22 protein-coding genes are annotated in these 26,206 nt (G+C 66.2%); 6 read left to right on the top strand and 16 right to left on the bottom strand.

Annotated elements, in window-relative coordinates; genetic code table 11:
- Window positions 1-184: 184 nt before the first annotated feature.
- From BLV92_RS06610 to xylA, 5 genes are all read right to left on the bottom strand, one after another.
- Window positions 185-1,378, bottom strand: coding sequence for a sugar ABC transporter permease (locus BLV92_RS06610; protein ID WP_090543349.1), 1,194 nt, complete (start codon window positions 1,376-1,378; stop codon window positions 185-187).
- On the bottom strand, window positions 1,375-2,934 hold the full coding sequence (gene xylG, locus BLV92_RS06605; RefSeq protein WP_090543347.1) for a D-xylose ABC transporter ATP-binding protein: 1,560 nt from the start codon (window positions 2,932-2,934) through the stop codon (window positions 1,375-1,377). The genes BLV92_RS06610 and xylG overlap by 4 nt, the downstream gene beginning before the upstream one ends.
- 172 nt (window positions 2,935-3,106) lie before the next feature.
- Window positions 3,107-4,135 carry a D-xylose ABC transporter substrate-binding protein gene (xylF, locus tag BLV92_RS06600; protein WP_090543345.1) on the bottom strand — a complete coding sequence of 343 codons (1,029 nt, stop codon included), beginning with the start codon at window positions 4,133-4,135 and terminating at the stop codon, window positions 3,107-3,109.
- A 195-nt stretch (window positions 4,136-4,330) separates the two neighbouring features.
- A complete protein-coding gene (xylB, locus tag BLV92_RS06595) occupies window positions 4,331-5,809 on the bottom strand; it encodes a xylulokinase (protein WP_090543344.1) in 1,479 nt (492 codons plus the stop codon).
- Between the two features lie 139 nt (window positions 5,810-5,948).
- Window positions 5,949-7,271 carry a xylose isomerase gene (xylA, locus tag BLV92_RS06590; RefSeq protein WP_090543341.1) on the bottom strand — a complete coding sequence of 441 codons (1,323 nt, stop codon included), beginning with the start codon at window positions 7,269-7,271 and terminating at the stop codon, window positions 5,949-5,951.
- Between the two features lie 551 nt (window positions 7,272-7,822).
- Here xylA and BLV92_RS06585 point away from each other — a divergent pair.
- The 3 genes from BLV92_RS06585 to BLV92_RS31410 all read left to right on the top strand — a co-directional run bounded on the left by BLV92_RS06585 (window position 7,823) and on the right by BLV92_RS31410 (window position 11,869).
- Window positions 7,823-9,022: a XylR family transcriptional regulator gene (locus BLV92_RS06585; protein WP_090543340.1), complete on the top strand. Its 1,200-nt coding sequence runs from the start codon at window positions 7,823-7,825 to the stop codon at window positions 9,020-9,022.
- Window positions 9,023-9,065: 43 nt separating this feature from the next.
- The gene (locus tag BLV92_RS06580) at window positions 9,066-10,133 is read left to right on the top strand and encodes an aldose epimerase family protein (RefSeq protein WP_090546876.1); all 1,068 of its coding nucleotides are present in this window, start codon (window positions 9,066-9,068) and stop codon (window positions 10,131-10,133) included.
- Window positions 10,134-10,417: 284 nt separating this feature from the next.
- Complete coding sequence (locus BLV92_RS31410) at window positions 10,418-11,869, top strand: lipase family protein (RefSeq protein ID WP_143040650.1); 1,452 nt, start codon at window positions 10,418-10,420, stop codon at window positions 11,867-11,869.
- Between the two features lie 218 nt (window positions 11,870-12,087).
- On the opposite strand, the gene BLV92_RS06570 is transcribed toward BLV92_RS31410, so the two are convergent.
- The 3 genes from BLV92_RS06570 to BLV92_RS06560 form a co-directional block, all read right to left on the bottom strand.
- Complete coding sequence (locus BLV92_RS06570; RefSeq protein WP_090543336.1) at window positions 12,088-12,948, bottom strand: 3-hydroxybutyryl-CoA dehydrogenase; 861 nt, start codon at window positions 12,946-12,948, stop codon at window positions 12,088-12,090.
- A 166-nt stretch (window positions 12,949-13,114) separates the two neighbouring features.
- Complete coding sequence (locus tag BLV92_RS06565; protein ID WP_090543334.1) at window positions 13,115-13,438, bottom strand: DUF190 domain-containing protein; 324 nt, start codon at window positions 13,436-13,438, stop codon at window positions 13,115-13,117.
- 105 nt (window positions 13,439-13,543) lie between these two features.
- On the bottom strand, window positions 13,544-14,110 hold the full coding sequence (locus BLV92_RS06560; RefSeq protein WP_090543332.1) for an acyloxyacyl hydrolase: 567 nt from the start codon (window positions 14,108-14,110) through the stop codon (window positions 13,544-13,546).
- 559 nt (window positions 14,111-14,669) lie between these two features.
- Between BLV92_RS06560 and BLV92_RS06555 the strand changes: the two genes are divergently transcribed.
- On the top strand, window positions 14,670-15,926 hold the full coding sequence (locus BLV92_RS06555; RefSeq protein ID WP_090543330.1) for an acyl-CoA dehydrogenase family protein: 1,257 nt from the start codon (window positions 14,670-14,672) through the stop codon (window positions 15,924-15,926).
- Window positions 15,927-16,021: 95 nt separating this feature from the next.
- Here the strand turns inward: BLV92_RS06555 and BLV92_RS06550 are convergent, their stop codons facing one another.
- The 5 genes from BLV92_RS06550 to BLV92_RS06530 form a co-directional block, all read right to left on the bottom strand.
- Window positions 16,022-17,731 carry an ABC transporter ATP-binding protein gene (locus tag BLV92_RS06550; RefSeq protein ID WP_167627000.1) on the bottom strand — a complete coding sequence of 570 codons (1,710 nt, stop codon included), beginning with the start codon at window positions 17,729-17,731 and terminating at the stop codon, window positions 16,022-16,024.
- A 2-nt stretch (window positions 17,732-17,733) separates the two neighbouring features.
- Window positions 17,734-18,705: an ABC transporter permease gene (locus BLV92_RS06545; RefSeq protein ID WP_090543328.1), complete on the bottom strand. Its 972-nt coding sequence runs from the start codon at window positions 18,703-18,705 to the stop codon at window positions 17,734-17,736.
- A 64-nt stretch (window positions 18,706-18,769) separates the two neighbouring features.
- The gene (locus BLV92_RS06540) at window positions 18,770-19,750 is read right to left on the bottom strand and encodes an ABC transporter permease (RefSeq protein WP_090543326.1); all 981 of its coding nucleotides are present in this window, start codon (window positions 19,748-19,750) and stop codon (window positions 18,770-18,772) included.
- 22 nt (window positions 19,751-19,772) lie between these two features.
- On the bottom strand, window positions 19,773-21,377 hold the full coding sequence (locus BLV92_RS06535) for an ABC transporter substrate-binding protein (RefSeq protein ID WP_090543325.1): 1,605 nt from the start codon (window positions 21,375-21,377) through the stop codon (window positions 19,773-19,775).
- 46 nt (window positions 21,378-21,423) lie between these two features.
- On the bottom strand, window positions 21,424-21,720 hold the full coding sequence (locus BLV92_RS06530; protein ID WP_090543323.1) for a hypothetical protein: 297 nt from the start codon (window positions 21,718-21,720) through the stop codon (window positions 21,424-21,426).
- 12 nt (window positions 21,721-21,732) lie between these two features.
- On the opposite strand from BLV92_RS06530, the gene BLV92_RS06525 reads away from it, so the two are divergent.
- Entirely contained in the window at window positions 21,733-22,083 is a 351-nt protein-coding gene (locus tag BLV92_RS06525) for an MFS transporter (RefSeq protein ID WP_090543320.1), read from the top strand.
- A gap of 3 nt (window positions 22,084-22,086) precedes the next feature.
- Here BLV92_RS06525 and BLV92_RS06520 read toward each other — a convergent pair whose 3' ends face one another.
- Both BLV92_RS06520 and BLV92_RS31405 read right to left on the bottom strand, forming a co-directional pair.
- Window positions 22,087-23,022 (bottom strand): DMT family transporter, encoded by a 936-nt coding sequence (locus tag BLV92_RS06520; RefSeq protein ID WP_090543318.1) that lies wholly within the window; start codon window positions 23,020-23,022, stop codon window positions 22,087-22,089.
- Window positions 23,023-23,240: 218 nt separating this feature from the next.
- Window positions 23,241-23,540, bottom strand: a complete 300-nt coding sequence (locus tag BLV92_RS31405) for a hypothetical protein (protein ID WP_143040649.1) — start codon at window positions 23,538-23,540, stop codon at window positions 23,241-23,243.
- Window positions 23,541-23,645: 105 nt separating this feature from the next.
- Between BLV92_RS31405 and BLV92_RS06515 the strand changes: the two genes are divergently transcribed.
- A complete protein-coding gene (locus tag BLV92_RS06515) occupies window positions 23,646-24,455 on the top strand; it encodes a GNAT family N-acetyltransferase (RefSeq protein ID WP_090543316.1) in 810 nt (269 codons plus the stop codon).
- Between the two features lie 78 nt (window positions 24,456-24,533).
- On the opposite strand, the gene ppx is transcribed toward BLV92_RS06515, so the two are convergent.
- Complete coding sequence (gene ppx / locus BLV92_RS06510; RefSeq protein ID WP_090543314.1) at window positions 24,534-26,135, bottom strand: exopolyphosphatase; 1,602 nt, start codon at window positions 26,133-26,135, stop codon at window positions 24,534-24,536.
- Between the last annotated feature and the right edge of the window lie 71 nt (window positions 26,136-26,206).

The following is a 26,206-nucleotide window of genomic DNA, read 5'->3' as shown; positions in this document are numbered from 1 at the left end:
TGACCGGCCCAATCCGGTTAAAAATAAAGAAGTGCTTTATTCGCGGCCGACGTTTTCGGCATCTTAATTGCTTCCGGATTCATAAAACATCAATCATAAAATCCGTAATCCGGCTGGTTTTCCGCATACAAAATTCATGTGGAAAACCGGCCGGAGAATCGTGAAATGCGAACCTGCGACCCGCTCAACGGCGGTTCGAACCCGACACCACGTCGATCCACACCGCGAGCACGAGGATGCCGCCCTTCACGATCATCTGCCAGTACGCGTCGACGTCGAGCATCGACATCCCGTTGTCGAGGCTCGCCATCACCAGCGCGCCGATCAGCGCGCCGTACACGGTGCCCGAGCCGCCGCGCATCGACGTGCCGCCGATGAAGCACGCGGCGATCGCGTCGAGTTCGCCCATCGAGCCGGCCGACGGCGACCCCGCCGCGAGCCGCGCGGTGTTCACGATCCCGCCGAACGCGCACATCAGCCCCATCAGCGCGAAGATCGCGAGCTTCACGCGGTTCGTGTTCACGCCGGAGAGCCGGGTCGCTTCGAGGTTCGAGCCGACCGCGTAGATGCGGCGGCCGAACACGGTCTGCGTCGCGATCCACGAGAAGATGCCGAGCAGCGCGAGCAGCAGCAGCACCGGCACCGGAATGCCGCCGTAACGGTCGAGCGTCGCGACGAACGCGAACACGACCACGCCGGCCGCGACGATCTTCACCGCGTCCTGCCACACCGGCACGACGGAGAGTTGATAACGTCGGCGGTTCGCGCGCTGGCGCACGGTCAGCACCGCGAGCAGCAGGAACAGCACGACCGCGAGCGAATCGCCGACGAGGCGCGGCAGGTAGCCCTGGCCGAGGAACACGAACGGATCGGACACCGGCGCGATGGTCGAGCCGCCGGTCACGCCGAGCAGAATGCCGCGATACGCGAGCATCCCGCCCAGCCCGACGATGAACGACGGCACGCGCCGGTACGTCGACCACCAGCCGTTGAAGAGGCCGACCAGCACGCCGAGCAGCAGCACGGCCGGCACCGTCACGCCGATCGGCCATTGCCGCTGCACGTCGAGGATCGCCGCGACGCCGCCGAGCAGCCCGAGCAGCGAGCCGACCGACAGGTCAATCTCGCCCGCGATGATGACGAACACCATCCCGCACGCGAGCATGCCGGTGATCGACATCTGCCGCAGCAGGTTCGACACGTTGCGCGGCGTGATGAACGCGCCGTTCGTCAGCACCGAGAAGAAGACCCAGATCGCGGCGACCGCGAGCAGCAGCGCGAGGATCTTGTAGCGCGAAAACAGTTGCTGGAATTGCCGGGAACCGCCTGGGCGGCCTTGCGCGCCGGCCGCCGGCCGGGAAGTGACGTCGGGTGTCATGCTGCACTCGCTGCGGTTGGATGCGGGGGACGCTTCGCGCTCTGGATCGCGGCGCCGAGAATGTGTTCCTGCGTGAGTCCGTCGTTGACGAAGTCGCCGCGCAACTCGCCCTCGCCGATCACGAGCACGCGATCGGACAGGCCGAGCACTTCCGGCAACTCGGACGACACGACGATGATCGAGACGCCGCGCTTCGCGAGCATGAACACGAGCTTGTAGATTTCGTACTTCGCGCCGACGTCGACGCCGCGCGTCGGCTCGTCGAGGATCAGCACCTGCGGGTCGGTCAGCAGCATCTTCGTCAGCACCGCCTTCTGCTGGTTGCCGCCCGACAGGCTCGCGATCGACAGCATCGGATGCGCGGCCTTCACCGCGAGCCGCTGCATCTCGGTGTGGATCGTGTCGAGTTCGGCGGCCGCGTCGATGCGGCCGCGCTTCGCGAAGCGGTGCAGCACCGACAGCGTGATGTTGTGGCCGACGCCCAGTTGCGGCACGATCCCGTGGCGCTTGCGGTCCTCGGGCACCATCGCGATGCCCGCGCGGATCGCGTCGAGCGGCGAGCGGATGTTGAGCGGCCGGCCGTCGAGCAGCACGGTCGCCGAACTCGCGCCCGGATACGCGCCGAACACCGCCTGCATCAGCTCCGTGCGGCCCGCGCCGACGAGGCCCGCGACGCCGAGAATCTCGCCGCGCCGCAGCTTGAACGACACGTCGTCCACGCGCTTGCGGCGCGGGTTCGTCATGTCGTAGCAGGTCACGTTGCGCGCCTCGAACACGACGTCGCCGATCTCGTGCGGCTCGCGCGGAAACAGGTTGCGGATCTCGCGGCCGACCATCATCGAGATGACGCGGTCGGTGGTCAGGTCCTTCATCGGTTCGGTCGCGACGTGCCGGCCGTCGCGGATCACCGTGACCGTGTCGCAGACGGCCTCCACTTCGTCGAGCTTGTGCGAGATGTACACGCACGCGACGCCGCGCCGCTTCAGGTCGCGCACGATGTCGAGCAGGATCTTCGTCTCGGTCGACGTCAGCGACGACGACGGTTCGTCGAGAATCAGCAGCTTCGCGCGCTTGTTCAGCGCCTTCGCGATCTCGATCAGTTGCTGGTGGCCGCCGCCGTAGTTCATCACCGGCTGCGCGACGTTGATCGCGTCGATGCGCAGCTCGCGCAGCAGTTCGTCCGCGCGCTGGTACATCGCCGCGTAGTTCATCCGGCCGCCCGGCAGCGTGATCTCGTTGCCGAGAAAGATGTTCTCCGCGACCGACAGTTCCGGCACGAGCATCAGTTCCTGGTGGATGATCACGATGCCCGCGCGCTCGGTGTCGCGCACGCTCGCCGCCTTCAGCGGCGCGCCTTCCCAGAGGATCTCGCCGTCCCAGGTGCCGTGCGGGTACACGCCGGACAGCACCTTCATCAGCGTCGACTTGCCGGCGCCGTTCTCGCCGCACAGCCCGACGCATTCGCCGGGATGCACGACGAGGTCGATGCCGTCGAGCGCCTTCACGCCGGCGAAGGACTTGACGATGCCGCGCATCGTCAGCAGGGGTTCGGTCATTCGCTTGTGTCCGCTTGTGTCCGCCTGTGTCCGCTTATTTGCGTTTCCAGGCCGCTTGCATTCCCGGTTACATGCCGGGCTGCAGGTTCGGCTTCATGCCGGTTCACCGTCCGCGGACAAAACGCGCGCGGCGCAACCGCCCGCGCGCGTTCGTCCGCCGACGGCGGCGCGCTTACTGGCTCGCCAGTTGCGCCTGCGTGTAGAAGCCGTCCTTCACGACGATGTCCACGTTGCTCTTCGTCAGCAGCGTCGGTTGCAGCAGCACCGTGTCGACCTTCTTCTTGCCGTTGTCGTACTGCGCGTTGAAGTCCGGCTTGTCGCCCTTCGCGAGATCGACCGCGAGTTTCGCGGCCTGGCCCGCGATCAGCTTCAGCGGCTTGTACACCGTCATCGTCTGGGTGCCGGCCGCGACGCGCTTCACCGCCGCGAGGTCCGCGTCCTGGCCCGACACCGGCACCTTGCCCGCGAGGTGCTGCGCGGCGAGCGCCTGAATCGCGCCGCCGGCGGTGCCGTCGTTCGACGCGACGATCGCATCGATCTTGTTGTTGTTCGCGGTCAGCGCGTCCTCGGTGATGCGCAGCGCGGTCGACGCGCTCCACTCCGGCACCCACTGCTGGCCGACCACCTTGATGTCGCCGCGGTCGATCGCCGGCTTCAGCACCTTCAACTGGCCCTGGCGCAGCATCTTCGCGTTGTTGTCGGTCGGCGCGCCGCCGAGCAGGAAGTAGTTGCCCTTCGGCTGCACGTTGTACACGCCCTGCGCCTGCAGTTCGCCGACCTTCTCGTTGTCGAACGAGATGTACGCGTCGACGTCCGCATCGAGGATCAGCCGGTCATACGACACGACCTTGATGCCCGCCTTCTTCGCTTCCGCGACGACGTTGCCGAGCGTCTTCGAGTTGAACGGCACGATGACGATCACGTCGACGCCGCGCGAAATCAGGTTTTCGATCTGCGAGATCTGCCGCTCCTCGCTCGCGTCGGCCGACTGCACCGACACCTTCGCGCCGAGCTTCTCGGCCGCCGCGACGAAGTAGTCGCGGTCGCGCGACCAGCGCTCGACGCGCAGGTCGTCGATGCAGAAGCCGATCTCCGGCTTGTCCTTGCTCGCGTGCGCGAGCGGCGCGGCGAGCGACAGGCTGGCGAGCACCGCGCCGGCGACGAGAGACCCCAGAACCGAACGACGTGTTGCGAATTTCATGTCTCCACTCCTCTTGATGGTCGGAACAACCAGATCATTGGCCGGCGCGACGACTGCTGCGAGGACGCGAACCACCGGAGGTCGTTCACGCTTCGCCACGCTGCGGCGATTCCACAGGACTGCCCGTTTGCCGTGCGGCTGCATAAGGCCGCGCGGCTTCTCTTCACCGGCGCACGGCGACGCTCGCGCGTCGCGTCATGCGCCGGTTGCGAATACTGGTTCGAGCGCGCGATAGAGCGCCTGGAAGGTCGGACGGCGCGCGTCGCGATACCACGCATGGCGCGCGGCGTCCGGCTCGCGCACCGCGACGATGGGCGGCTGCGGGCACACCGCGTCGAGCGGCGCATCGGGCGCGAGCGCCAGATGCGCGAGCCGCGCCGCGCCGAGCGCCGGGCCGACTTCACCGCCCGCGCGCAGCGTCAGCGAGCGGCCGCTCAAGTCCGCGAGCATCTGCGTCCACCACGCGCTGCGCGAGCCCCCGCCGATCACCGTGATGTCGTCGGGCACGAGGCCCGCCGCGTGTAATGCGTCCATCCCGTCGAGCAGCGCGAAACCAACGCCTTCGAGCGTCGCGTTCGCGAGGTCCGCGCGGGTCGTCTGCGGCGCGAGGCCGTAGAACACGCCCTTCGCGTTCACGTTGTTGTGCGGCGTGCGCTCGCCGCTTAGATACGGCAGGAACCACGGACGCGCGTCGCGCGCGTTCGCCTCGGCGTCCGCGAGCAAGGCGGCGACGTCCGGATAACCGGTCAGTTGCGCGGTGTAGTCGATGCAGCCGGCCGCGTTCAGCATCACCGACATCAGATGCCATGTGTCGGGCAGCGCGTGGCAGAAGCTGTGCACCGCCGACGCCGGATTCGCGAGAAAGCCGTCCGACACCGCGAAATAGACGCCGGACGTGCCGAGCGACAGCATCGCCTGCCCCGGCCGCACGATGCCCACGCCGACCGCGCCCGCCGCGTTGTCGCCGCCGCCGGCGACCACCGGAATCTCGCGCAGCCCGAATTCGCGCGCGACCTGCGGCAGCAGCGTGCCGGTCACGCGGTTGCCTTCGTAGACCGCCGGCATCTGCTCGCGCGACAGCCCGCACGCGGCGAGCAGCGTGTCGCTGTAGTCGCGCTTCGCAACGTCGAGCCACAGCGTGCCGGCCGCGTCGGACGGATCGGTCGCGAAACCGCCGGTCAGCCTGTAGCGCAGGTAGTCCTTCGGCAGCAGCACGTGGGCGATCCGCGCGAACACATCCGGCTCGTGACGGCGCACCCACAGCAGCTTCGGCGCGGTGAAACCCGGCATCGCGAGATTGCCCGCGATCGCATGCAGCTCCGGCGCCGCGCGTTCGAGTTCGACGCATTCGGCGTCCGAGCGGCCGTCGTTCCACAGGATCGCGTCGCGCAGCACGTTGCCTTGCGCGTCGAGCAGCGTCGCGCCGTGCATCTGGCCGGTCAGGCCGAGCGCCTCGATCTGCGCCGCGTCGATGCCTTCGGCGCGCGCGCCCGTCAGCAACGCGCCGAGCGCGCTGCGCGTCGCGTCCCACCAGTCGGCGGGTTTCTGCTCGGACCAGCGCGGCTGCGGCCGGCTCGCGACGAGCGGCGCCACTGCGCTGCCGCGCACCGCGCCGTCGCGGTCGAGCAGCACCGCCTTGACGCCGGACGTACCGAGGTCGATACCGATGAACATGTCTCCATCCTTTTTATTCGCGCTGCTGCGCGCCGTGGCCGTTCGATCTCGCCCTGTCGCGAGATCGACGGCCGACGGACCCACTTCGTTCGCGCCGGACCGCTCGACCGCTCATGGCCCGGCGCGTGCCGCGCGACGTTCAGCGCGGCGCGTAGATCGCCTGGTTCACGACGTTTTCGAGCCGTTCCTGCTGACCGCTCGCATGCTGCGGATTCACGCCGCGCGCGGCGGCGTCGGCGGCAAGCGTCTCAAGAGAGTAGCCGCCCGCGAGAATCTTGCGGCCGAACTCCGTGTCCCAGCCCGCATAACGCTGGCGACGGAACTGTTCGAGGCGGTCGTTCTCGACCAGCGCCGCCGCGCGTTCCAGCGCGATCGCGAGCACGTCCATCGCGCCGATATGGCCGTAGAACAGATCCTCCGGGTCGACGCTCTGGCGGCGCACCTTCGAATCGAAGTTCATCCCGCCGGTCGTGAAGCCGCCGTGGCGCAGGATCTCGTAGAACGCGAGCGTCAGTTCCTCGACGCTGTTCGGAAACTGGTCCGTGTCCCAGCCGTTCTGCTGATCGCCGCGGTTCGCATCGAGGCTGCCGAACACGCCGAGCGCGAACGCCGTCGCGATCTCGTGATGGAACGAATGGCCCGCGAGCGTCGCGTGATTCGCCTCGATGTTCACGCGGATCTCATTCTGCAACCCGTATTGCGTGAGGAAGCCGTGCACCGTCGCGACGTCGTAGTCGTACTGGTGCTTGGTCGGCTCCTGCGGCTTCGGCTCGATCAGCAGCGTGCCCTTGAAGCCGATGCGATGCTTGTGCTCGACCACCATCGACAGGAACCGCGCGAACTGCTCGCGCTCGCGCGCGAGGTCCGTGTTCAGCAGCGTGTCGTAGCCTTCGCGGCCGCCCCACAGCACGTAGTTCTCGCCGCCGAGCCGCTGCGTCGCGTCGAGCGCGTGGCGCACCTGGGTCGCCGCATACGCGAACACTTCCGGATCGGGACTCGTCGCCGCGCCCGCCGCGTAGCGCGGATGCGAGAACAGGTTCGCGGTGCCCCACAGCAGCTTGACGCCGGTTGCCTGCTGACGCGCTTCGAGGTAATCGACCATCCGCGCGAAGTTCTCGGTGTAGTCCTTCAGGTCCTTGCCTTCCGGCGCGACGTCGGTGTCGTGGAACGTGTAGTACGGCGCGCCGAGCTTCGAGAAGAATTCGAACGCCGCGTCGGCCTTCTGCTTCGCGCGCTCCATCGCGTCGCCGGGCTGCTGCCACGGACGATGGAACGTGCCCTGACCGAAAATGTCGAGGCCTGGCCACACGAACGTATGCCAGTAGCAGACCCCGATGCGCAGATGCTCTTCGAGCGTCTTGCCGAGCACCTTCTTCGTGCGGTCGTAGTAGTGGAATGCGAGCGGGTTGTCCGACTGCGGGCCTTCGTAGCGGATGGCCGGGATGTGTTCGAAGTACGACATGCTGTGTTGTCTCCTATGTCGACCGGAGTTATCGCTTTAGCGATTACTCCGGTCCCATGTAAAACCTGTCGATCAGAGTTAGCGCTTCAGCGCTTACTCTGATCCCATGTAAAGCTGTCGATCAGAGTTAGCGCTTCAGCGCTTACTCCGGTCCCACGTAAATGATTGCCGTGTCGATCCGGGTTGACGCCTTGGTGCTTACCCTGATCCCATGCAGGTTGATTGATTTTCTTGTCGCGGCGCATCGTGCGCTGCACGCGAGCGATACCCGCCTGTCGTTCGACGCCATACTGCCCGCGCCCCGTAACAGGGGGCAATTGCGAAATTGCGCGGCGACGCTAATGTTTCTTGCCAGCGCACTGCGATGCGCTGCACGCGGCGACGATTGTCGGCCTAGAATAACCGGACGCTTAAAAAACGCCGGCCGCCGTGCCGGCCGCGCCGCGCGGCAGACAAGCGCCGCGCGCGACGCATCAGCCTACATACGGAGACGATTGCGCGGACACCCAATGCCCCGCGAACACCCAGGGCAAACCCGCGCAGGAGAGGACATGAACCGCGCCCCTTCCGCCCAGACGCCGCACCGCATCGCGCTGCTGTTCAACGCGAACAAGGTGTACGACCGCGAGATCATCACCGGGATCGGCCACTACCTGCGCTCGACGCGCGTCGCGTGGGATCTCTTTCTCGAAGAGGACTTCCGCTGCCGGCTCGCGGGCATCGAACGCTTCGCCGGCGACGGCATCATCGCCGACTTCGACGACCCCGCCGTCGCCGACGCGCTGCGCGGCTCGCCGCTGCCCGTCGTCGCGGTCGGCTCGTCGTTCGAGGACCCGTCGCACTATCCGTCCGACGTGCCGTACATCGCGACCGACAACGAGAAACTCGTGTCGCTCGCCTGGACCCATCTGATCGGCGCCGGCCTGCAGAACTTCGCGATGTACAGCCTGCCCGCCGCGCAGGAGAACCGCTGGGCGCAGCAGCGCGAACTCGCGTTCGAGAAGCTGTTGCGCGCGGAAGGACTCGACGCGCAGATCCATCGCGGCCTGCCGACCAGCGCGCCGGTCTGGAACCAGTCGATCGAGCAGTTGACCGAGTGGCTGCGCGCGCTGCCGAAACCCGTCGGCGTGATCGCCGTCACCGACGGCCGCGCGCGGCACGTGTTGCAGGCGTGCCTGACCGCCGGCATTCCGGTGCCCGAGCAGGTCGCGATCATCGGCATCGACAACGATCCGCTCACGCGCACGCTGACGCGCATTCCGCTGTCGTCCGTGATCCAGGGCACCGAGGAAATGGGCCGCACCGCCGCGCACCTGCTGCACCAGATGCTGCGCGGCGCGCGGTTTCCCGGCCAGCGCATCCTCGTGCCGCCAGTCGGCATCAACGTGCTCGAATCCACGCGGCACGAACCGCTGTCGAGCCCGCACGTGATGCGCGCGCGGCACTTCATCCGCCAGTACGCGTGCCAGGGGATCAAGACCGAACAGGTCGCGGATTACGTCGGCGTGTCGCGTTCGTCGCTCGAAGAGCATTTCCGCCGCGAACTGCAATGCACCGTGCACCAGGAGATCCTGCGCCACAAGCTCGACGCCGCGAAGGCGCTGCTCGCGAGCCGCGACGCGTCGAGCGCCGAAGTCGCGATCCGCTGCGGCTTCACTTCGCTGCAATACATGTACGCGGTGTTCAAGCGCGAACTCGGCTGCACCCCGCGCGAATACCAGGAACAGGTCGCCCCGTCCTCCGCCAACTGAAATCGTCCCGCGTCCGATGATTCCGTCCGAACCTCTCGCTCCCATGATCAGCACTGCCCGACTCTCTTCCGAACCGTGGGGCGCGCTGCCCGGCGGCGACCCGGTGCGGCTCTACACGCTGCGCAACGCGCACGGGATGAAAGTCGCGATCAGCGACCTCGGCGCGACGCTCGTGTCGTGGCACGCGCCGGACCGCGCGGGCCGCCTCGCGGACATCGTGCTCGGCCACGACACGCCGGCCGACTACTGCGCCGCGTCGACCTACATGGGCGGCCTGATCGGCCGCTGGGCGAACCGCATCAGGGCGGCGCGCTTCACGCTCGACGGCATCGAACACGCGCTCGACCGCAACGAAGGCGGGAATCTGCTGCATGGCGGCGCGAGCGGGTTTCATCGCGCGTTGTGGCAGGTCGAGGAGGATCAGGGGGCGCTGGTGATGCGGCTCGAATCGCCGGAGGGGGATGCGGGGTTTCCGGGGAACGTCGGCGTGCGGGTGCGGTATTCGCTCGACGACGACGGCACGCTGACGATCGATTATGAAGGCGTTACGGATGCGCCTACGCCGTTGAATCTGACGAGTCATCCGTATTTCAATCTCACCGGGGAGCCGGGGACCGATATTCGCGGGCATATGCTGATGATCGATTCGGATGCGTTTTTTGAAGTCGATGCGCAGATGATTCCGCAGCGGGTCGCGGATGTTTCAGGGAGTGCGTTTGATTTTCGGCATGGGGCGCCGCTTGGCGCGAGGCTCGATTGGCCGCATGCGCAACTGGCCAGGGCCGGTGGGTTCGATCATTGTTATGTGTTGCGGGATCGGCGCGGCGGCGAGGCCGTGCGGACTGTCGCCCGGGTTTACGAGCCTGGGAGCGGGAGGGAGTTGACCGTCGCTACGGATCAGCGGGGGTTGCAGTGTTATACGGGTAACTATCTTGCCGGTGCGCCTGGCAGGCATGGCGCGGCTTGCGTGAAGCATGCGGGGATGTGTCTCGAAGCCGGGGGGTTTCCCGATCAGGTCAATATGGATGCGCCGCTCAAAGACGAAGTGATTCTGCGGCCTGGGATGACTTATCGGCAGGTTACGCAGTATCGGGTGGGGGTGCGGGGGTGAGGGATATCCAGGTTGCTGGCAAATAGAGAGCTTTGGATTCCGCCGTCAGGCTCTATCAGACCGAACACGTGGTTCTGTAGTGGAGCCGCATGCCTTTTCTGAGCACTTGCTTACCGGGTAAGCATAAAAAAGATAATTCCTTACAGATTGACAGAAAAGTTCCCCCACAATTAATTACGCAGTATTTTACATACAATCGTTAATATTTATATAAATTGGCAAATAGGGACCATTCCGTGACGAGCTTAATAATATTATTAATAGAGTCTATTCTAGTGCTGTGGATGGGTATTATTTTCGCCATAGGCGCTCTCTTCGGCGCTTCAATTATCTATTTCATCTCCATGCATCGCGCCGGTACCGCAGGCTACGCGGCGAAGACCGTTGTTATCGGTCTGTTGACCGTTCCTGTGGCGATTCTTTTAACACTAGCGTCTGCTTCTTATGTGGTAACTATGGCGGCACGCAAGAGTCTTCGAGTCGTCGGTGCCGTTTCGCGACGGATATTCGGATTCAAGCCAACCGAGGACACATGCGACGACGATCCCGCGGATACAGCAGAGGTGACCGTTCATCTCGTGCATGGCACGTTTGAACGCCGCGCGCCGTGGACGCTGCCTGGATCGGAGATGCGAAAGGCGATCGAGGGCATCAAACACAAGGTGAAAATTGCGCGCTTCTCCTGGAGCGGAAAAAACTCTCCTGCAGCACGCAGTCGCGCTGCTCAGGCCTTGGCCCAAAAGCTAAAAGCTTCGCCTAGCAGGCGACACTACATCGTCGCGCACAGCCATGGCGGCAACATTGTCCGTGAAATGTCCCACTTATACCCTGAGATCGCGAGCAAAATTCATGGGGTCTGTTTGCTATCGACGCCGTTTATTTTCCGCAGGGAAATCAATCGTACGGCAGGGAATTTCATCTACCTGAACAGCATCGGTTTTATATTTGCCACCTTGATTCCGGTCACCGCCGCGACCCTGCTCTTTCGTTTCAACGCATATTTACCGGACGCGCTAATCATAGCTTCAATTATCGCGTTTATTGTGGAATTGGTACTGTCAAAATACTGTCGCCGTTCGTATGCCCAAGAATTGAAGGTGGCGAACGAAATGATGGACTTACGGGATGTCCAGATCTACCACGCTATCGGTGACGAGGCCGACTCTGGGCTAAGATTCGTGAGTTTTCTGCACGAAGCCTGCTTTGGCGTCCTATCCCAGCTCAAAGCCGCCGCGAAGTTGGCCAAGAGCAAGTTTCACTGGCCTTATGTGGCGGCCTACGTCTTTTTTATCTGCACTATCGGCTATGTGGCTTTTTTTCCATCGGTATCGAAGATTTGGATGGCGGTGAATTTGATAGGTCTGGGAGTAACTATCGCGGTTCACGTAATGCAGAGGTTTCACTCGTCTACAGACGATCCGCCGGTGCTGGTGGCGGCAGCCCTGCCGATTGTCACGTTCTCATTTTGGCTGGCTGCTGCGAAAGCGATAGCTTTCGGCGACTGGCGTCTGATCTTCTGTCCGGAGATCCTCGTTTCCTCGTCCGAAACACCGGCAGGACCTCATCAGGTACTGAAATTCGCGCCTCAAACCGATGGCACAATGGTTCACTCAACGCATTCGCACCCGGAAGCGGTACTGAATGTTGCTTCGTGGCTAGACTCTCGCCTTGACGCCGAAGAGGCCGGGGACGCACGAAACAAGAAGCCGCATGCAATCTCTCAAAACATAGCCTGAGGATTTCAATGCATGCGTGGTCAACGCCAATATGTACACGATCGCTAGTGTAGCGGTGAACCCAGTGTCTGCGATGGGTCAACATCATGTGCCGTTGCGCCGAAGATGGCCATAACGCCCAACTCTCGGACATGGTGAGCATACGAAGCAAGTGCCCACGCGAAAAACAAACGCGGCCGTCACCTACCCGCCGCGTTCTCTCTAAAACTGTCCCGCTCTCAAGCCCCCTTCCCGTAATCGTAAACGCCGTGCCCCGTCTTCCTCCCCAACCGCCCCGCCGCCACCATCTCCCTAAGCAGCGGACACGCGCGATACTTCGAATCCCCGAAGTCCTTCAAAAACACGTCCATCACCGACAGACAAACATCGAGCCCGATCAGATCCGCCAGCGCCAGCGGCCCGATCGGATGATTCGCGCCGAGCTTCATCCCCGCGTCGATCTCCTCGGCAGACGCGGTCCCTTCCGCCAGCACGAAAAACGCCTCGTTGATCATCGGCACCAGAATCCGGTTCACGACAAACCCCGGCGCGTTCTTGACACCGATCGGCGTCTTTTCCAGCCGCAGCGCCAGCTCGCGCACCGCGTCAAAAGTATCCGCCCCGGTCTGCAACCCGCGAATCACCTCGACCAGCGGCATCATCGGCACCGGGTTGAAGAAGTGCATCCCGATGAACCGCGACGGGTTCGCGAGCGTCGTCGCGAGCGCGGTGATCGAGATCGACGACGTGTTCGACGCGATGATCGCGTCCGGCCGCGCGGCCGCCTCGATCTGCTTCAGGATGCGCGTCTTCAGTTCCGCGTTCTCGGTCGCCGCCTCGATCACGAGGTCGGCGCTCGCCAGACGCTGATAGTCGGTGGACGTCTCGATGCGCGCGAGCGCCGCGTCGCGCACGGCCGCGTCGAGCTTGCCCTTCGACACGAGCCGCTCCATGCTGTGCGCGAGCGTCGCGACGCCCTTCTTCAACGCGTCGTCGCTGACGTCGATCATCACGGCCTTCAGGCCGGCGACGGCGACGGCCTGCGCGATGCCGTTACCCATCGTGCCCGCGCCGACGATACCTACGGATTCGATTGCCATTCGCTGCTCCCCACTCCATTCCCGCGATGCCGCGCATCGCCCATTGATGACACCTGCCTGTGACGTCGTCACGCGCGGCATGCTGCCATGCCGCATCGATCGCCGACAAGTGTAGCGGGTCGCGAGGAAAGAAAGCGGCTGCGCGGCAATGCGCGCAGCGCCGGGCTCAGGAGGCGTCGCCTAGATGGCCGAACTCGATCGGCGTGCGGGTGTAGAACAGCTTGACGCCGCCCTGCGCGAGCTTCGCGACGAGCGCGTCGATGGCCGCGTCGTCGGACACGACGACGACCACCGCCGGCTCGTCCGCGAGTTCGAAGAAACGCGCCGCATGAAAACGGCCGCGCGCATCGACGCCCTCGCTGCCCTCGACGACGGTCGCGCCGTGCACGCCGGCCGTCTTCGCGGTCTCAAGGATCCACTCGACGACGGTGTGATTGCCCCTGCGCTGGTTGCGGTTCGCGTACAGCGTGAGTTGACTGCCGGTTGCCATGCCCTTCTCCTGCCGGTTCGGCGGCGCGGCCGGCCATCGCGTTCGCGGGCGGCCGGCGGCGCCTGATGCACCCTGCGCCACAGTATGCCACCCGCGCGGCCGGCTTCAGAAGTTGTACTGCACGTAGATCTGGCTGAAGTTGATGCCGGGGTTCGGCTTCTTGATGCCGGCGTTCGACAGATGCTGGAAGCGGAAGCCGGCCTGGTAGTTCTGGTGTTCGCCGAACTGCGCGCCGACGCCGACCATATCGGCGAACTGGAAGGAACTGGACATCGTGCGATCCGGGGTCTGCCGCGCATGCGAAAGCAGCCGCACGCCGGCGCCGGCCTCGAAGTACGGGCGAATCCACCCGGTGTCCTTGATGATGCGGAATACCGGCGTCAAGCCGAATTCCCAGATATTGCGCCGGACGGCGTCGTCGGCCTGCAGGTCCCAGTACGACACGTGCGCCTCGCCGACCACGGTGAAATGGAAGCCGGCGAAGTGCCACCACTGGAGGCCCGGGTCCCACACGCCGCCGAGATCCAGTTTCTTCACGTCATGGTCGGCAACGCCGGCCGCGAACTGGACGCCGAACTGGTCCGCGTACGCTCCCGCGGAACCGATGGAAAGCAGGGTGACGAGTGCGCCGCGCACGGCCAGTCCCTGCCAGATCGATTTTTTTTCCGTCATGAAAAAATTCCCCGATACGAACCGAAGTCCACAGCGCGCGGGACCATGACGTTCGCCGTCAAGGCCGCACGCCCGCGAGGGGCTAAAAGCTACCGGTCGAGCCGCAACCGATAAAGCTTCAATGCCGCAATTCATCATTACGCCAGTGACACGGACGGGGCACTGCTCAAGCCATTGCAGTGAAGCGTCTCCGGCCATGAACACGAACAACATTGCGCGGCCAGTCGAGCCGCGAGCGAAACCGCTACGATCGACGCTGCGATCAAGTTCGCCAGTTTAAACGGGAAAACCGGATCACGGGGCGCGTTCCGGCAATCACGCGGCGCGCTCGCTGCCGTTGCATCAACCAATGCCAACATCGACCTTACGAACGGTATCGTTTTCCGGGCATCGGTCAAACGGCGCTGCTTTTTTACCGACGATCCACGTGCAAGACCGAAGCGGTCATGGGCGCCGGTCACGCAAACAAGGCCGGTGATAACGATTCGACAAATGCTTGGTTGCCTGCGGAACGCCGAATCCCCCACGCTAACGGCTTTCCCTTTCTGCGCGTGTCACCATGACCTCACACGACACTTCCGTTGCGCCGACCAGCGCACAAGACATCGCCGACGCCGCCCGCATCGCGGGGGACAACGAACTGACGCGCCGCTTCGCGCCGGTCTTCGAGCGGATCGCCGAAGGCGCGGTCGAACGCGAGCAGCAGCGCACGCTCGCGTTCGACGCGGTCGGCTGGCTGCGCGACGCCGGTTATACGCGGCTGCGCGTGCCGCGCAAATACGGCGGCGAGGGAATCGGCTTTGCGGACTATTTCGCGCTGGTCGCCCGGCTCGGCGAAGCGGACTCGAACCTGCCGCAAATCCTGCGCGTGCACGGCGGTTTCGTCGAGGCGCTGCTGGAGAGCGACGACGAAGCATTGCGCGAGCGCTGGTTCGCGCGGATCGCGCGCGGCGAGATCATCGGCGGCGCGGTGTCCGAGCGCACGGCGGTCACCGGCAACAGCGTGAAGGTCACGCATCGCGACGATGTCGTGCAGCTCGACGGCGAAAAGTACTACACGACCGGCACGCTGTACGCGGACTGGATCGACGTGTCCGCGAACGACGGCCAGAGCGACGTGCGCATCCTCGTCGATGCGAACGCGCCGGGCGTCGAGCGCGTCGACGACTGGGACGGCTTCGGCCAGCGGCTGACCGGCAGCGGCACGACGCGCTTTCACGGCGTCGAGGTGCCGGCCGACCAGTTGTACCGCCGCTTCGACGGCTCGCAGCCGCGCCGCAACTCGATTCTCACGCCTTATTACCAGACGCTCCATCTCGCGAACCTCGCGGGGATCACGCGCGCGGTGCTGCGCGACGCGGTGGCGTTCACGCGTGCAAAGACCCGCACGTTCGGCGTGCCGGGCGAATCGCGTCCGCGCGACAACCCGCTCGTGCAGCGCGTGGTCGGCCGCATCGCGAGCCTCGCATATTCGGCGCAGAGCATCGTCGCGACGCTCGCGCGCGGGTTCGACGACGTGGCCGCCGCGCGCGCCGAAGGCCGCGCGGACACCGACACCTACGTGCGCCTCGACATCCAGACGTTCCAGGCGCAGCAGATCGTGATCGACCAGACGCTCGAAGCGGCGACGCTGCTGTTCGAAACGGGCGGCGCGTCGGCGACCAGCGAGGCGCTGCGTCTGGACCGCTACTGGCGCAATGCGCGCGTGCTCGCGTCGCATAATCCGGCGACGCTGCGCGAGGCCGCGATCGGCCATTTTTATCTGAACGGCGAAGGCCACAACGAGCGGTTCAACGTCGAGCGGCCCGCTCGATAACACACGCGGCAATCCATGCGAAAAGCGCCGGCTGCATCGAATGCAGCCGGCGCTTTTTTACGCGATGCGACGACGATTCGCTTCGTCGCGAAACCCTACGCAGCCTGGCCGACCGGCTGCGCCCTGCCCGGCACGGCGTCGAGCAGCGCCCGCGTGTACGGATGCGAGGGCGCGCGCCACAAACCCGGATACGTGCCGCTCTCGACGATCTTCCCTTGCTGCATCACGTGCACGCGATCCGCGATGTAGCGGACCACCGACAGATCGTGCGAGATGAACAGATACGACAGCCCGAGGTCCTGCTTCAGTTCGACCAGCAGATTCAGGATCTGCGCCTGGATCGACACGTCGAGCGCGGACACCGGCTCATCGCAGATCACGAGGTCCGGCTCGACGATCAGCGCGCGCGCAATGCCGATCCGCTGCCGCTGACCGCCGGAAAACTCGTGCGGGAAACGGCGCGACGCGGTCTGCGCGAGGCCGACGCGGTCGAGGATCGTTGCGATGCGCTTCGCGCGCGCCGCCGCGTCGGCGAGACCGTTCACGACAAGCACGGTGTCCAGAATGTCGCCGACCGTGCGGCGCGGATTCAGCGACGCATACGGGTCCTGGAACACCATCTGCACGCGCCGGCGCAGCGGCCGCAGCGCGCGTTCGCCCAGCGGCGCGAGATCGACGCCGTCCAGCACGATCTGCCCTTGCGCGGCCGGCACGAGCCGCACGATCGCGCGCGACAGCGTGGACTTGCCGCAGCCCGATTCGCCGACAAGGCCGACCGTCTCGCCGCGCCCGATCGAAAGCGACACGCGATCGACCGCGCGCAATGGCGCGTGACCGCCGCGTTGCGGATACTCGACGCACAGGTCGCGCACGTCGAGCAGCGGCGCGTTGGCGTTCCGCCGGTCGCCGTGATCGGCGTCGGCCGGCACGCGCACGCTGCGCGGCACGACCGTGAACGTGCGTTTGCCGTCGGCCGCCGTTTCGTGGCGAATCTCCGGCAGCTTCGCGCTGCGGTAATGCAGTGCGTCGTCCAGCCCGAGCGACGCACCGAGCAATGCGCGCGTGTACGGATGTCCCGGCGCATCGAACAGCCGCTCGACGCTCGCCTCCTCGACCTTCTCGCCGTCGAGCATCACCGCGACGCGATCCGCGTGGCCGGCCACGAGGCCGAGGTCGTGCGTGATCAGCAGCAGCGCCATCGACAACTCGCGCCGCAGCGTATCGAGCAGTTCGAGAATGCGCGCCTGGATCGTCGCGTCGAGCGCGGTGGTCGGCTCGTCCGCGATCAACAGGCGCGGCCGGCACGCGACCGCCATCGCGATCATCACGCGCTGGCGCTGGCCGCCCGACAGTTCGTGCGGATAGCTATGCACGCGCCGCTGCGGCTCCGGCACGCGCACGAGGTCGAGCAGTTCGACCGCGCGCCGCCACGCAACCGCCTTCGATACCGGCTCGTGCTGCCGCAGCGTCTCGACGATCTGCGCGCCGACCGACAGCACCGGGTTCAGCGACGTCATCGGCTCCTGGAAAATCATCGAGATGTCGCGGCCGCGCATCGCGCGCACGTCGCGCGGCGCGAGGCCGAGCAGTTCGCGGCCGTCGAAGCGGATGCTGCCGGTCACGATGCCCGGCGCGGGCACCAGTTGCATCAGCGACAGCGCGCTCGCGGACTTGCCGGACCCCGATTCGCCGACCAGCGCGAGCGTCTCGCCGGCGGCGATGTCGAAGTCGATGCCGCGCACCGCATGATGCGCGCCGAACGACACGCGCAGGTCGCGGACTTCGAGCAGATTCGTCGTGCTCACGCTCACTCCCCGCCGCGCCGGTTCAGGCGCGGATTCAGCGCGTCGTTCAGCCCGTCGCCGAGCAGGTTCAGCGCGAGCACCGCGAGCACGATCGCCGCGCCCGGAATCGCGGTCAGATACCACGCGGTGCGCAGCGACTCGCGGCCCGCGCCGATCATCGCGCCCCAGCTCTGCACGTTCGGGTCGCCCATGCCGAGGAACGACAGCGACGATTCGATCAGGATCGCGCTCGCGACCATCACCGACGCGGTGACGATCACCGGCGGCAACGCGTTCGGCAGGATCTCGCCGAAGATGATCCGCGCGTTGCCGAAACCCTGGGTGCGCGCGGCGAGCACGAAGTCCGCGTGGCGCAGCGTGCGGAACTCGGCGCGCACGATCCGCGCGACGGTCGGCCACGACGCGACGCCGATCGCAAGCGCGATCACGGTGACGTCCGGATGCCCGATCGCGACGATCACGATCACCAGCAGGAACGACGGCACGGTCTGGAACAATTCGGTGATCCGCACCAGCACGTTGTCGAGCACGCCGCCGAAAAAACCGCCGAGCGCGCCGACCAGCGTGCCGATCGCGAGGCCGACCAGCGCGGCCGACGCGCCGATCAGCAGCGACACGCGCGCGCCGTGCGCGATGCCGGCCGCGACGTCGCGGCCCATCGAATCGGTGCCGAGCCAGTATTGCGGATCGGCGCCCGGCCATTCGAACGGCGCGGCGACCATGTCGAGCGGATCGCCGGGAAAGAGCTTCCCCGCAAACGCCGCGACGAGCACGATCGCCGCGAGCAGGATCAGTCCGGCAAGCGCGGACGGATTGCGCCACAGCGCGGACCACACGCGGCGCGACGCGCGGGACGTCTGCGCCGGTTTCACGGCGCGCGAGCCGGCCAGCACGCCGAACAGCTGGCGACGCCACGGCGACGCGCCGGCGGGCGCGTCGTCGGCGGAAAGCAGGTCCGAGGATTCGGAGGACATCGGGGTTCTCCTCGAAAACGAACGGCGGGAAAAATGTGAGAGAAAACGCGCAAGAAAAAGCGCGTCAGCCGATGCGCGGATCGAGCCACGCCTGCACCAGATCGACCGCGACGTTCGCGGCGATCACCAGCAGCGACGACAGCAGCAGCACGCCGAGCAGCACGTTGAAGTCGCGGCCCATCACCGCGTCGAGCGCGAGGCGGCCGAGGCCCGGCCAGCTGAACACCGTCTCGGTGACGGCCGCGCCGCCGAGCAGCGTGCCGAAGTGCAGGCCCGCGAGCGTCGTCAGCGGCACCAGCGCGTTGCGCAGCACGTGCCGCACCGTCACGCGCGCGGGCGACAGCCCTTTCGCCTGCGCGGTCCGCACGAAGTCCTGGCGCTGCACTTCGAGCATCGCGGCGCGCGTCAGGCGCGCGTAGATCGCGATGAAAAACGTCGACAGCGTCAGGGCCGGCAGCACCACGTGCTTCGCGGCGTCGACGAAATATGCGAAACCGGTCAGCGATGCGCCGATCGTCAGGTTGCCGCCGCTCGGCAGCCAGCCGAGCCGCACCGAGAACAGCACGATCGCGAGCAGCCCGATCCAGAACCCCGGCGTCGAATAGAACACGAGCGCGAGCACCGACAGCACGCGGTCCGGCCATTTGCCGGCCCAGTGCGCCATCACCGCGCCGAGCGCGATGCCGGCCACGATCGCGAAACCGAGCGCGACGCCCATCAGCAGCAGCGTGTTCGGCAGCCGCGACAGGATCAGCGTCATCACCGGCGTGTCGAAGCGCGGCGAGTACCCGAGGCTCAGATGCGCGAGCCCGTTCAGGTACGCGCCCAGTTGATGCAGCAGCGTCTGGTCGAGACCGAACTTCGCGCGCAGCGCGTGCATCGTCTCGGCGGTCGCGGAACCCGCCTCGCCCGCCATCACGTCGGCCGCGTCGCCGGGCATCAGCCGCAGCAGCAGGAAGTTCAGCACGACGATGCCGAGCACCGTCGGCAGCGCCTGCCATGCGGTGCGGCGCAGCACCGACGCGATACGCGAAGAGCGGTTCATCGGGACTCCCGGGTCATGGCGGTCAGGACGCGAGCCACACGTCCGCGAGGTTGCCTTCGAGGCCCTGCGCGGAAACGGTGTGATTGCGCACGCGGCGGTTCGCGAGCGTGACCATCCGCGGCGCGACGAGCGGCAGGATCGGCAGGTCCTGATAGACGATCTGCTGGAACTGCGTGTAAAGCTGCACGCGCTTGCCTTCGTCGGTCTCGATCGACGCCTGTTCGAGCAGCTTGTCCACCTGCGGGTTGCTGTAGTGCGGCGCGTTCGAGAACGGCACGCCGGGGCGGATGCTCTGCGACCAGTAGAGCCGCTGCACGCCGACGCTCGGGTCGAACAGCGTGTTCACGCCGATGCTCGTGAAGTCGAAGTCGCGATCCGCGTACACGCGCTTCAGGAACGCGGGCAGGTCCTGCGCGCGCACGGTCACGTCGATGCCGACGCGCGCGAGCGCGGATTTCACGTAGTCGGCCTGGCGGCGATACAGGTCGCCGTACGGCAGATAGTCGTGCGTGAGCGTGAAGCGCACGCCGCCCGCCTTGCGCGGATAACCGGCCGCGTCGAGCAGCTTTTCCGCCTGCGCGACGTCGAACGCATACGGCTTCAGCGCGGCGTCGTGATACGGCGACGCGGGCGTGATCGGCGTCGGCGACACATCCGCGTAGCCATACGCGATCGTGCGCTGGATCACGCGCGCATCGATCGCATGCGCGATCGCCTCGCGCACGCGGCCGTCCTTCAGCACCGGATGCTGAAGATTGAAGTCGATTTCGGACAGTGGTTCGAGAAAGCGATAGCCGCGCGTCTCGACGCTCAGTTGCGGCAGTTGCGACAGCCGTTCGAGGTCGTTCAGCGGCACCGGGTTCTCGCCGCCGAGATCGAGCGCGCCGGTTTCGAACGCGGCCGAGCGCGCGGCGCCGTCCGGAATCACCTTGTAGACGAGACGGTCGATGTACGGCTTGCCCGGCTCCCAGTAGTCGGGGTTGCGCTCGTACACGATGTTCGAGCCGCGCTGCCACGCGCTGAAGCGATACGGGCCGGTGCCGACCGGCGCGTTGTTGTGCGGGTTCGTCAGCGGGTCGCCGTTCGCGTACAGATGCTTCGGCACGATCGGCGACTCGCCGGCCGACAGCGCCTTCAGCAGATACGGCGCGGGTTTCGACAGTTCGATCACCGCGGTCCGCGCGTCCGGCGTCGAGATGCGCACGACATTCGCGAAAGTGCTGCGCCCGCGCGGATGCACCTGCTTCAACAGGTCGATCGAGAACGCGACGTCCGCCGACGTGAATGGCTTGCCGTCGTGCCACTTCACGTTGTCGCGCAGCGTGAACGTGTATTTGAGGCCGTCCGGGCTCGTCTGCCACGCGGTCGCGAGCTGCGGCTTCGGACGCATGTCGAAGTCGTATGCGAGCAGCCCTTCGATCACCTTCGAGCTGACCGCGAGCGCCGGGCCGGTGGTCTGGAAGATCGACACGAGCACCGGCGGCTCGGGGTTGATCAGCACGTTCAGCGTGCCGCCGCGACGCGGCGTCTGGGCGGCGTCCTGCGCGCGGGCGAGCGCCGGCAGCCCGGCGGCCGCGAGCGCGGCGCCGGAGGAAAGAATGAATTCGCGTCGGGTGAAGCCGGACATCGGGAGGATTCCTGTTCGATCGGGAGGCGCATCGCGGCGTCGTGAATCACACGATGCGCATGCGGCGGGCGTGCGGAACGCAGATCGTAGCAACGCGCGCACGCGCGACGAACGAAGACATGCTGATATGGATATGAGCGGCGATGGGCTGGCGAATGCGGTCGTGGCGTGGGGTTTCGCGCGGACCGCTCGCGGTGTGGGCGCCGCTGATCGTGAAGAGCATCAGCGCCAGCGCGAACAACTTGACAGTTGGCCTGCTCGCGACGATGCCCCAGATCGCGACGATCGCCGCGAGATCGTGTGGGGACGCCGCTCCGACCGCCGGCAGGAGCGCAAAGGGCACCTCGTCGCGCCGATGCTGCTGTCCGCCGTCGGCTGCGTGCTGACCGCACAGGGAACGCTGCCGTCGCTGCAACTGCTCGGCGTGTGCCTTGCGTCGGCGGGCGCCTATACCGCGATGTCGATCTTCTGGACCACGCCCGACCAGGCGTTCAGCATCGAGGCGCGCGCGGTCGGGCTCGCGGTGATCAACGCGATCGGCAACCTCGGCTCGGCCGCGAATCCGCTCGTCGTCGGCTGGCTGAAGGACGTCACGCACAGCTACGCGGCGAGCCTGTTCTATGCGGCGATCCTGCTCGCAATCGGCGCGGCGATCGTCGTCACGCTGCCGATGGGCGGGCCGACACGGCGTGCGGCCCGCCCATAACGGCTAACGCTTCGCGTCCGCGCGACGGCCGACCCGCAGGCCCGGCAGCCGCGACACGAAGCCGGTCGCGAGCACCGTCCCCGCGAGGATCGCGGCACACGCCTCGACCATGCCGGCCGACACGTGCTCGCCGAGAAACAGCGCGCCCCACAGGATGCCGAACACCGGGATCACGAACGTGACGGTGATCGTGCGCGACGGACCAATCGACGCGATCAGCCGGAAGAACATCAGATACGCGAGGCCGGTGCACACGACGCCGAGCGCGAGCACCGCGCCCCACGACTGCGCGGACACCGGCCCGCTCGGCCACGTGAACGCCGCGAACGGCAGCAGCACGAGCGACGCGCCGGTCATCGTGCCGGCCGCGACCGTCAGCGGCTCGACGCCGGTCAGGTGACGCTTCGTATAGGTCGCCGCAACGCCGTACAGCAGCGCCGCCGCGAGGCCGGCGGCGGCCGCGAGCGCAGTCGTCGTCGCGGTCGCGCCGCCGGGCGGCGGTGCGGCGACCTGGTCCCACACCAGCGCGACGACGCCCGCGAAGCCGATCGCGAGGCCCGCGATCCGCATCCCGCCGAGCCGGTCCTTCAGCCACAGATACGCGACGAGCGCGCCCCACAGCGGCGTGGTCGCGTTGAGCACCGACGTGACGCCGGCCGACAGCGTGAATTCGGCCCACGCGAACAGGCTGAACGGCGCGGCCGAGTTCAGGATGCCGACGATCAGCAGCGGCTTCGCACGCGAACGCAGTGTCGCGAGCACTTCGCGCGCCGGCCGCCGCGTGAACAGGACCGCGAGCAGGAACAGCGCGCCGACGCCGACGCGCAGCGCAACGAGCGGCGCGACGCCGAAGTCGGTCACGCCGACGCGGATGAACAGGAACGAACCGCCCCACACGGCGGCGAGGACGAGCAACTGGACGATGTCTGCGGGATTCATGGAATGAGCGGTGGTGCGCGCCGAAGGAGACGCGTGGGGTAATCGTAAGCGTCGGGCGGCGCGGCGCATAACGAGCAATTCTCACCGATATGTGAGAAATTTTGCGATGAGACGGGACCGGGATGCCGACCTGTTGGCCGGAATGCTTTTAGTCACGCGGTAATCCGCAAACGATCGGCGTGAATCCAGTTAAACGAATGGCATATTCACGCCGCTATTCACTCGCCCGAATAAACGGAATCCGATTTACTCACAATCAATACGGATGACGGATTAATTCCCTGCCGGAAATGGGCCGACCGGTTATGCGATCGACGCCCGCCCACGGCCGATTCGCGGCAATGCGGCATTTCTGCAACGCACTCGATCATCACCCGAAAGGCCGTCAACACGATCTCAAACCTGCGACAATTGCTCCCGGCCATCCTGCCCCATCCCGCGCTGCCGCGCCATTGCGCAACGATATCCGTCACGATTCGATGCGCCCCGTATTTGACGCGACACGCGAACTGGCTCATCCTTACACACCGTCATCAAACCGTCACCGGCTTGCCATCCGACGGTAACCGCGCGTTACTACATTTGCCGAAAAAGTTTAATTACCTTTCGACGAGGAACGCACCATGCGAGATTTGCCGACGCCCACCCCGCCCCTCGTTTCGAACCCGTTCGAGTCGCACCGGCGGCTCCCGCGCGCCGCGGAAACGGTGACCGCGCAGCATCGTCTGCAGGTCGCATGGGCGCGCACGGACGAAGAGCTGCGCGAAGCGCAGCGGCTGCGCTATCGCGTGTTCGCCGAGGAAATGGGCGCGCGCCTCACCGGCCCGGCCGGCCTCGACGTCGATACGTTCGACCACTACTGCGATCACCTGCTGGTCCGCGACCTCGACACGCTGAAGGTCGTCGGCACCTACCGCGTGCTGCCGCCGCACGAGGCGCTGCGCGCCGGCCGTCTGTACGCGGAAAGCGAATTCGACGTGTCGCGGCTCGCGCATCTGCGCCCGAAGATGGTCGAAGTCGGCCGCTCGTGCGTGCATCCGGACTACCGCAGCGGCTCGGTGATCATGTCGCTGTGGGGCGGCCTCGGCGCGTACATGACGTACAACGGCTACGAGACGATGCTCGGCTGCGCGAGCGTCGCGATGGCCGACGGCGGCCACTACGCGGCGAACCTGTACTGCTCGCTCGACGCAAGCGCGCTGACGGACCCCGAGTACCGCGCGTTCCCGCATACGCCGCTGCCGGTCGACGAACTGCGCACCGGCACGACCGCGGTGCCGCCGCCGCTGATCAAGGGTTATCTGCGCCTCGGCGCGAAGATTTGCGGCGCGCCCGCATGGGACCCGGACTTCAACACGGCCGATTTCCTGACGCTGTTCCGCCTGTCGGAAATCAACGCGCGTTACGCGCGGCATTTCCTCGCCGACGCGTAAGCGAACCGCTGTTCGGTCTCAAGCAAAAAGCCCGGCGATTGCCGGGCTTTTTTCATCCGCGCCTCGCAGACCACACCGTCACTCGTCGGTATAAACGACGCGATACGGAATGCCGACCTTCCCCCACTCCGCCGCTTCCTGCACGAGGTTGTAGTCGGTCAGCGGGTTGTTGCCGACCCACGCGTTCGGCAGCAGCACTTCGAAGCCGTTGCCTTCGCGCGCGACCGTGATGTGGGGCAGCCCGACGTCCGTGCGGCGGCGGCACAGCAGCACCGCGAGCCGCAGGCAGAACAGCAGCGGCCATTCGACGTCGCGCGTCTGCGACAGCTTGCCGAGCTTGCCGACGTGCCCGAGCACCAGCGCCGCGAGCCGCGCCTGGTCGGTACGCGAGAAACCCGGCATGTCGGCGTTGCTCGCGATATACGACGAATGTTTGTGGTAAGCGCTGTGCGAAATCGACAGCCCGATCTCGTGCAGCGACGCGGCCCAGCCGAGGAACATCCGGTTCTCCTCGCGGCGCTCGTCGTCCGGTTCGTCGAACTGGTCGTAGAACTTCGTCGCGAGCGCGCCGATCCGCGCGGCCTGCGCGCGATCGACGCCATAACGCCGCATGAACGCGCCGACTGTCACCGTGCGCATGTCCTCGTGCTGCGCCCGGCCGAGCAGGTCGTACAGCACGCCGAGGCGCAGCGCGGCGTCGGTGGTGTCCGCATAATCGATGCCCAGTTCCTCGAACACCGCGATCATGATCGACAGCCCGCCCGCGAGCACCGGCACGCGGTCCGGCTTCAGCGCGACGAGCTTCAGCCGGTTCACGTTCTCGGCCTTGATCAGCGCGCGTTTCAGCCGTTCGAGGCCGCCGCGCGAGATGCCGTGCGTGATGCCCGGATCGTTGAAGCCGTTCGCCTCGACCAGTTCCGCGAGCGCGCGCGCGGTGCCCGACGAGCCGATCGCCTGATCCCAGCCGGTTTTTTTGTAGTCCGCGGAGATCAGCTGGATTTCGCGCGTCGCCGCGAGTTCGGCCTGGCGCATCGTGTATTCATCGACGTTGCCCGACGGAAAGAACTGACGGCTGTGGCTCACGCAGCCGATGTACAGGCTCTCCATCCGGATCGGCGTGTAGTGCGAGCCGATGATGAATTCGGTCGAGCCGCCGCCGATGTCGACCACGAGCCGCTTGCCCGGACTCGCCGGCACCGAATGCGCAGCGCCCGCATAGATGAGCCGCGCTTCCTCGCGGCCGGCGATCACCTCGATCGGGAACCCGAGCGCCGCTTCGGCCTCCGTCAGGAATTCGCGCGCGTTCTTCGCGATGCGCAGCGTGTTGGTCGCGACCGCGCGCACGTGATCCGGATGGAAGTCGCGCAACCGCTCGCCGAAGCGGCGCAGCGCGTCCCAGCCGCGCACCTGCGACGCGCGATCGAGCATCTTGTCTCTCGACAGCCCGGCCGCGAGCCGGACCGGCTCGCGCAGCGCGTCGACCGGATAGATCTGGGTTCCCGCTCCGGACTCTTCGACCCGACCCACGATCAGGCGAAAGCTGTTCGAACCGAGATCGACCGCGGCGAGCAGTTGCGGATTATTTACCATCGATTGTGCGGGCTCCATGCGTGCGAGCGCGGCCGCTCTCGCAGCGGCCGCGCTGTTCAAATTCTGCATTTTAAGCGTACCGGCCGTCATGTTGTCGCTCCTGCGGGCGTGGCATGAACCACTTTGCATGATTACGGCCTACGCTGTCGATACCGTGAAAA

The organism is Paraburkholderia caballeronis, assembly GCF_900104845.1.
In the GTDB taxonomy this organism is placed as follows: domain Bacteria; phylum Pseudomonadota; class Gammaproteobacteria; order Burkholderiales; family Burkholderiaceae; genus Paraburkholderia; species Paraburkholderia caballeronis.
This window is presented reverse-complemented; position numbering and strand designations above follow the sequence as displayed.

Coding starts and splice junctions, on each gene's coding strand:
- BLV92_RS06610 (WP_090543349.1), bottom strand. CDS start 1,378: ATGACACCCGACGTCACTTCCCGGCCGGCGGCCGGCGCGCAAGGCCGC.
- xylG (WP_090543347.1), bottom strand. CDS start 2,934: ATGACCGAACCCCTGCTGACGATGCGCGGCATCGTCAAGTCCTTCGCC.
- xylF (WP_090543345.1), bottom strand. CDS start 4,135: ATGAAATTCGCAACACGTCGTTCGGTTCTGGGGTCTCTCGTCGCCGGC.
- xylB (WP_090543344.1), bottom strand. CDS start 5,809: ATGTTCATCGGTATCGACCTCGGTACGTCCGGCGTCAAGGCGGTGCTG.
- xylA (WP_090543341.1), bottom strand. CDS start 7,271: ATGTCGTACTTCGAACACATCCCGGCCATCCGCTACGAAGGCCCGCAG.
- BLV92_RS06585 (WP_090543340.1), top strand. CDS start 7,823: ATGAACCGCGCCCCTTCCGCCCAGACGCCGCACCGCATCGCGCTGCTG.
- BLV92_RS06580 (WP_090546876.1), top strand. CDS start 9,066: ATGATCAGCACTGCCCGACTCTCTTCCGAACCGTGGGGCGCGCTGCCC.
- BLV92_RS31410 (WP_143040650.1), top strand. CDS start 10,418: ATGGGTATTATTTTCGCCATAGGCGCTCTCTTCGGCGCTTCAATTATC.
- BLV92_RS06570 (WP_090543336.1), bottom strand. CDS start 12,948: ATGGCAATCGAATCCGTAGGTATCGTCGGCGCGGGCACGATGGGTAAC.
- BLV92_RS06565 (WP_090543334.1), bottom strand. CDS start 13,438: ATGGCAACCGGCAGTCAACTCACGCTGTACGCGAACCGCAACCAGCGC.
- BLV92_RS06560 (WP_090543332.1), bottom strand. CDS start 14,110: ATGACGGAAAAAAAATCGATCTGGCAGGGACTGGCCGTGCGCGGCGCA.
- BLV92_RS06555 (WP_090543330.1), top strand. CDS start 14,670: ATGACCTCACACGACACTTCCGTTGCGCCGACCAGCGCACAAGACATC.
- BLV92_RS06545 (WP_090543328.1), bottom strand. CDS start 18,705: ATGTCCTCCGAATCCTCGGACCTGCTTTCCGCCGACGACGCGCCCGCC.
- BLV92_RS06540 (WP_090543326.1), bottom strand. CDS start 19,750: ATGAACCGCTCTTCGCGTATCGCGTCGGTGCTGCGCCGCACCGCATGG.
- BLV92_RS06535 (WP_090543325.1), bottom strand. CDS start 21,377: ATGTCCGGCTTCACCCGACGCGAATTCATTCTTTCCTCCGGCGCCGCG.
- BLV92_RS06525 (WP_090543320.1), top strand. CDS start 21,733: ATGCTGCTGTCCGCCGTCGGCTGCGTGCTGACCGCACAGGGAACGCTG.
- BLV92_RS06520 (WP_090543318.1), bottom strand. CDS start 23,022: ATGAATCCCGCAGACATCGTCCAGTTGCTCGTCCTCGCCGCCGTGTGG.
- BLV92_RS31405 (WP_143040649.1), bottom strand. CDS start 23,540: ATGAGCCAGTTCGCGTGTCGCGTCAAATACGGGGCGCATCGAATCGTG.
- BLV92_RS06515 (WP_090543316.1), top strand. CDS start 23,646: ATGCGAGATTTGCCGACGCCCACCCCGCCCCTCGTTTCGAACCCGTTC.
- ppx (WP_090543314.1), bottom strand. CDS start 26,135: ATGACGGCCGGTACGCTTAAAATGCAGAATTTGAACAGCGCGGCCGCT.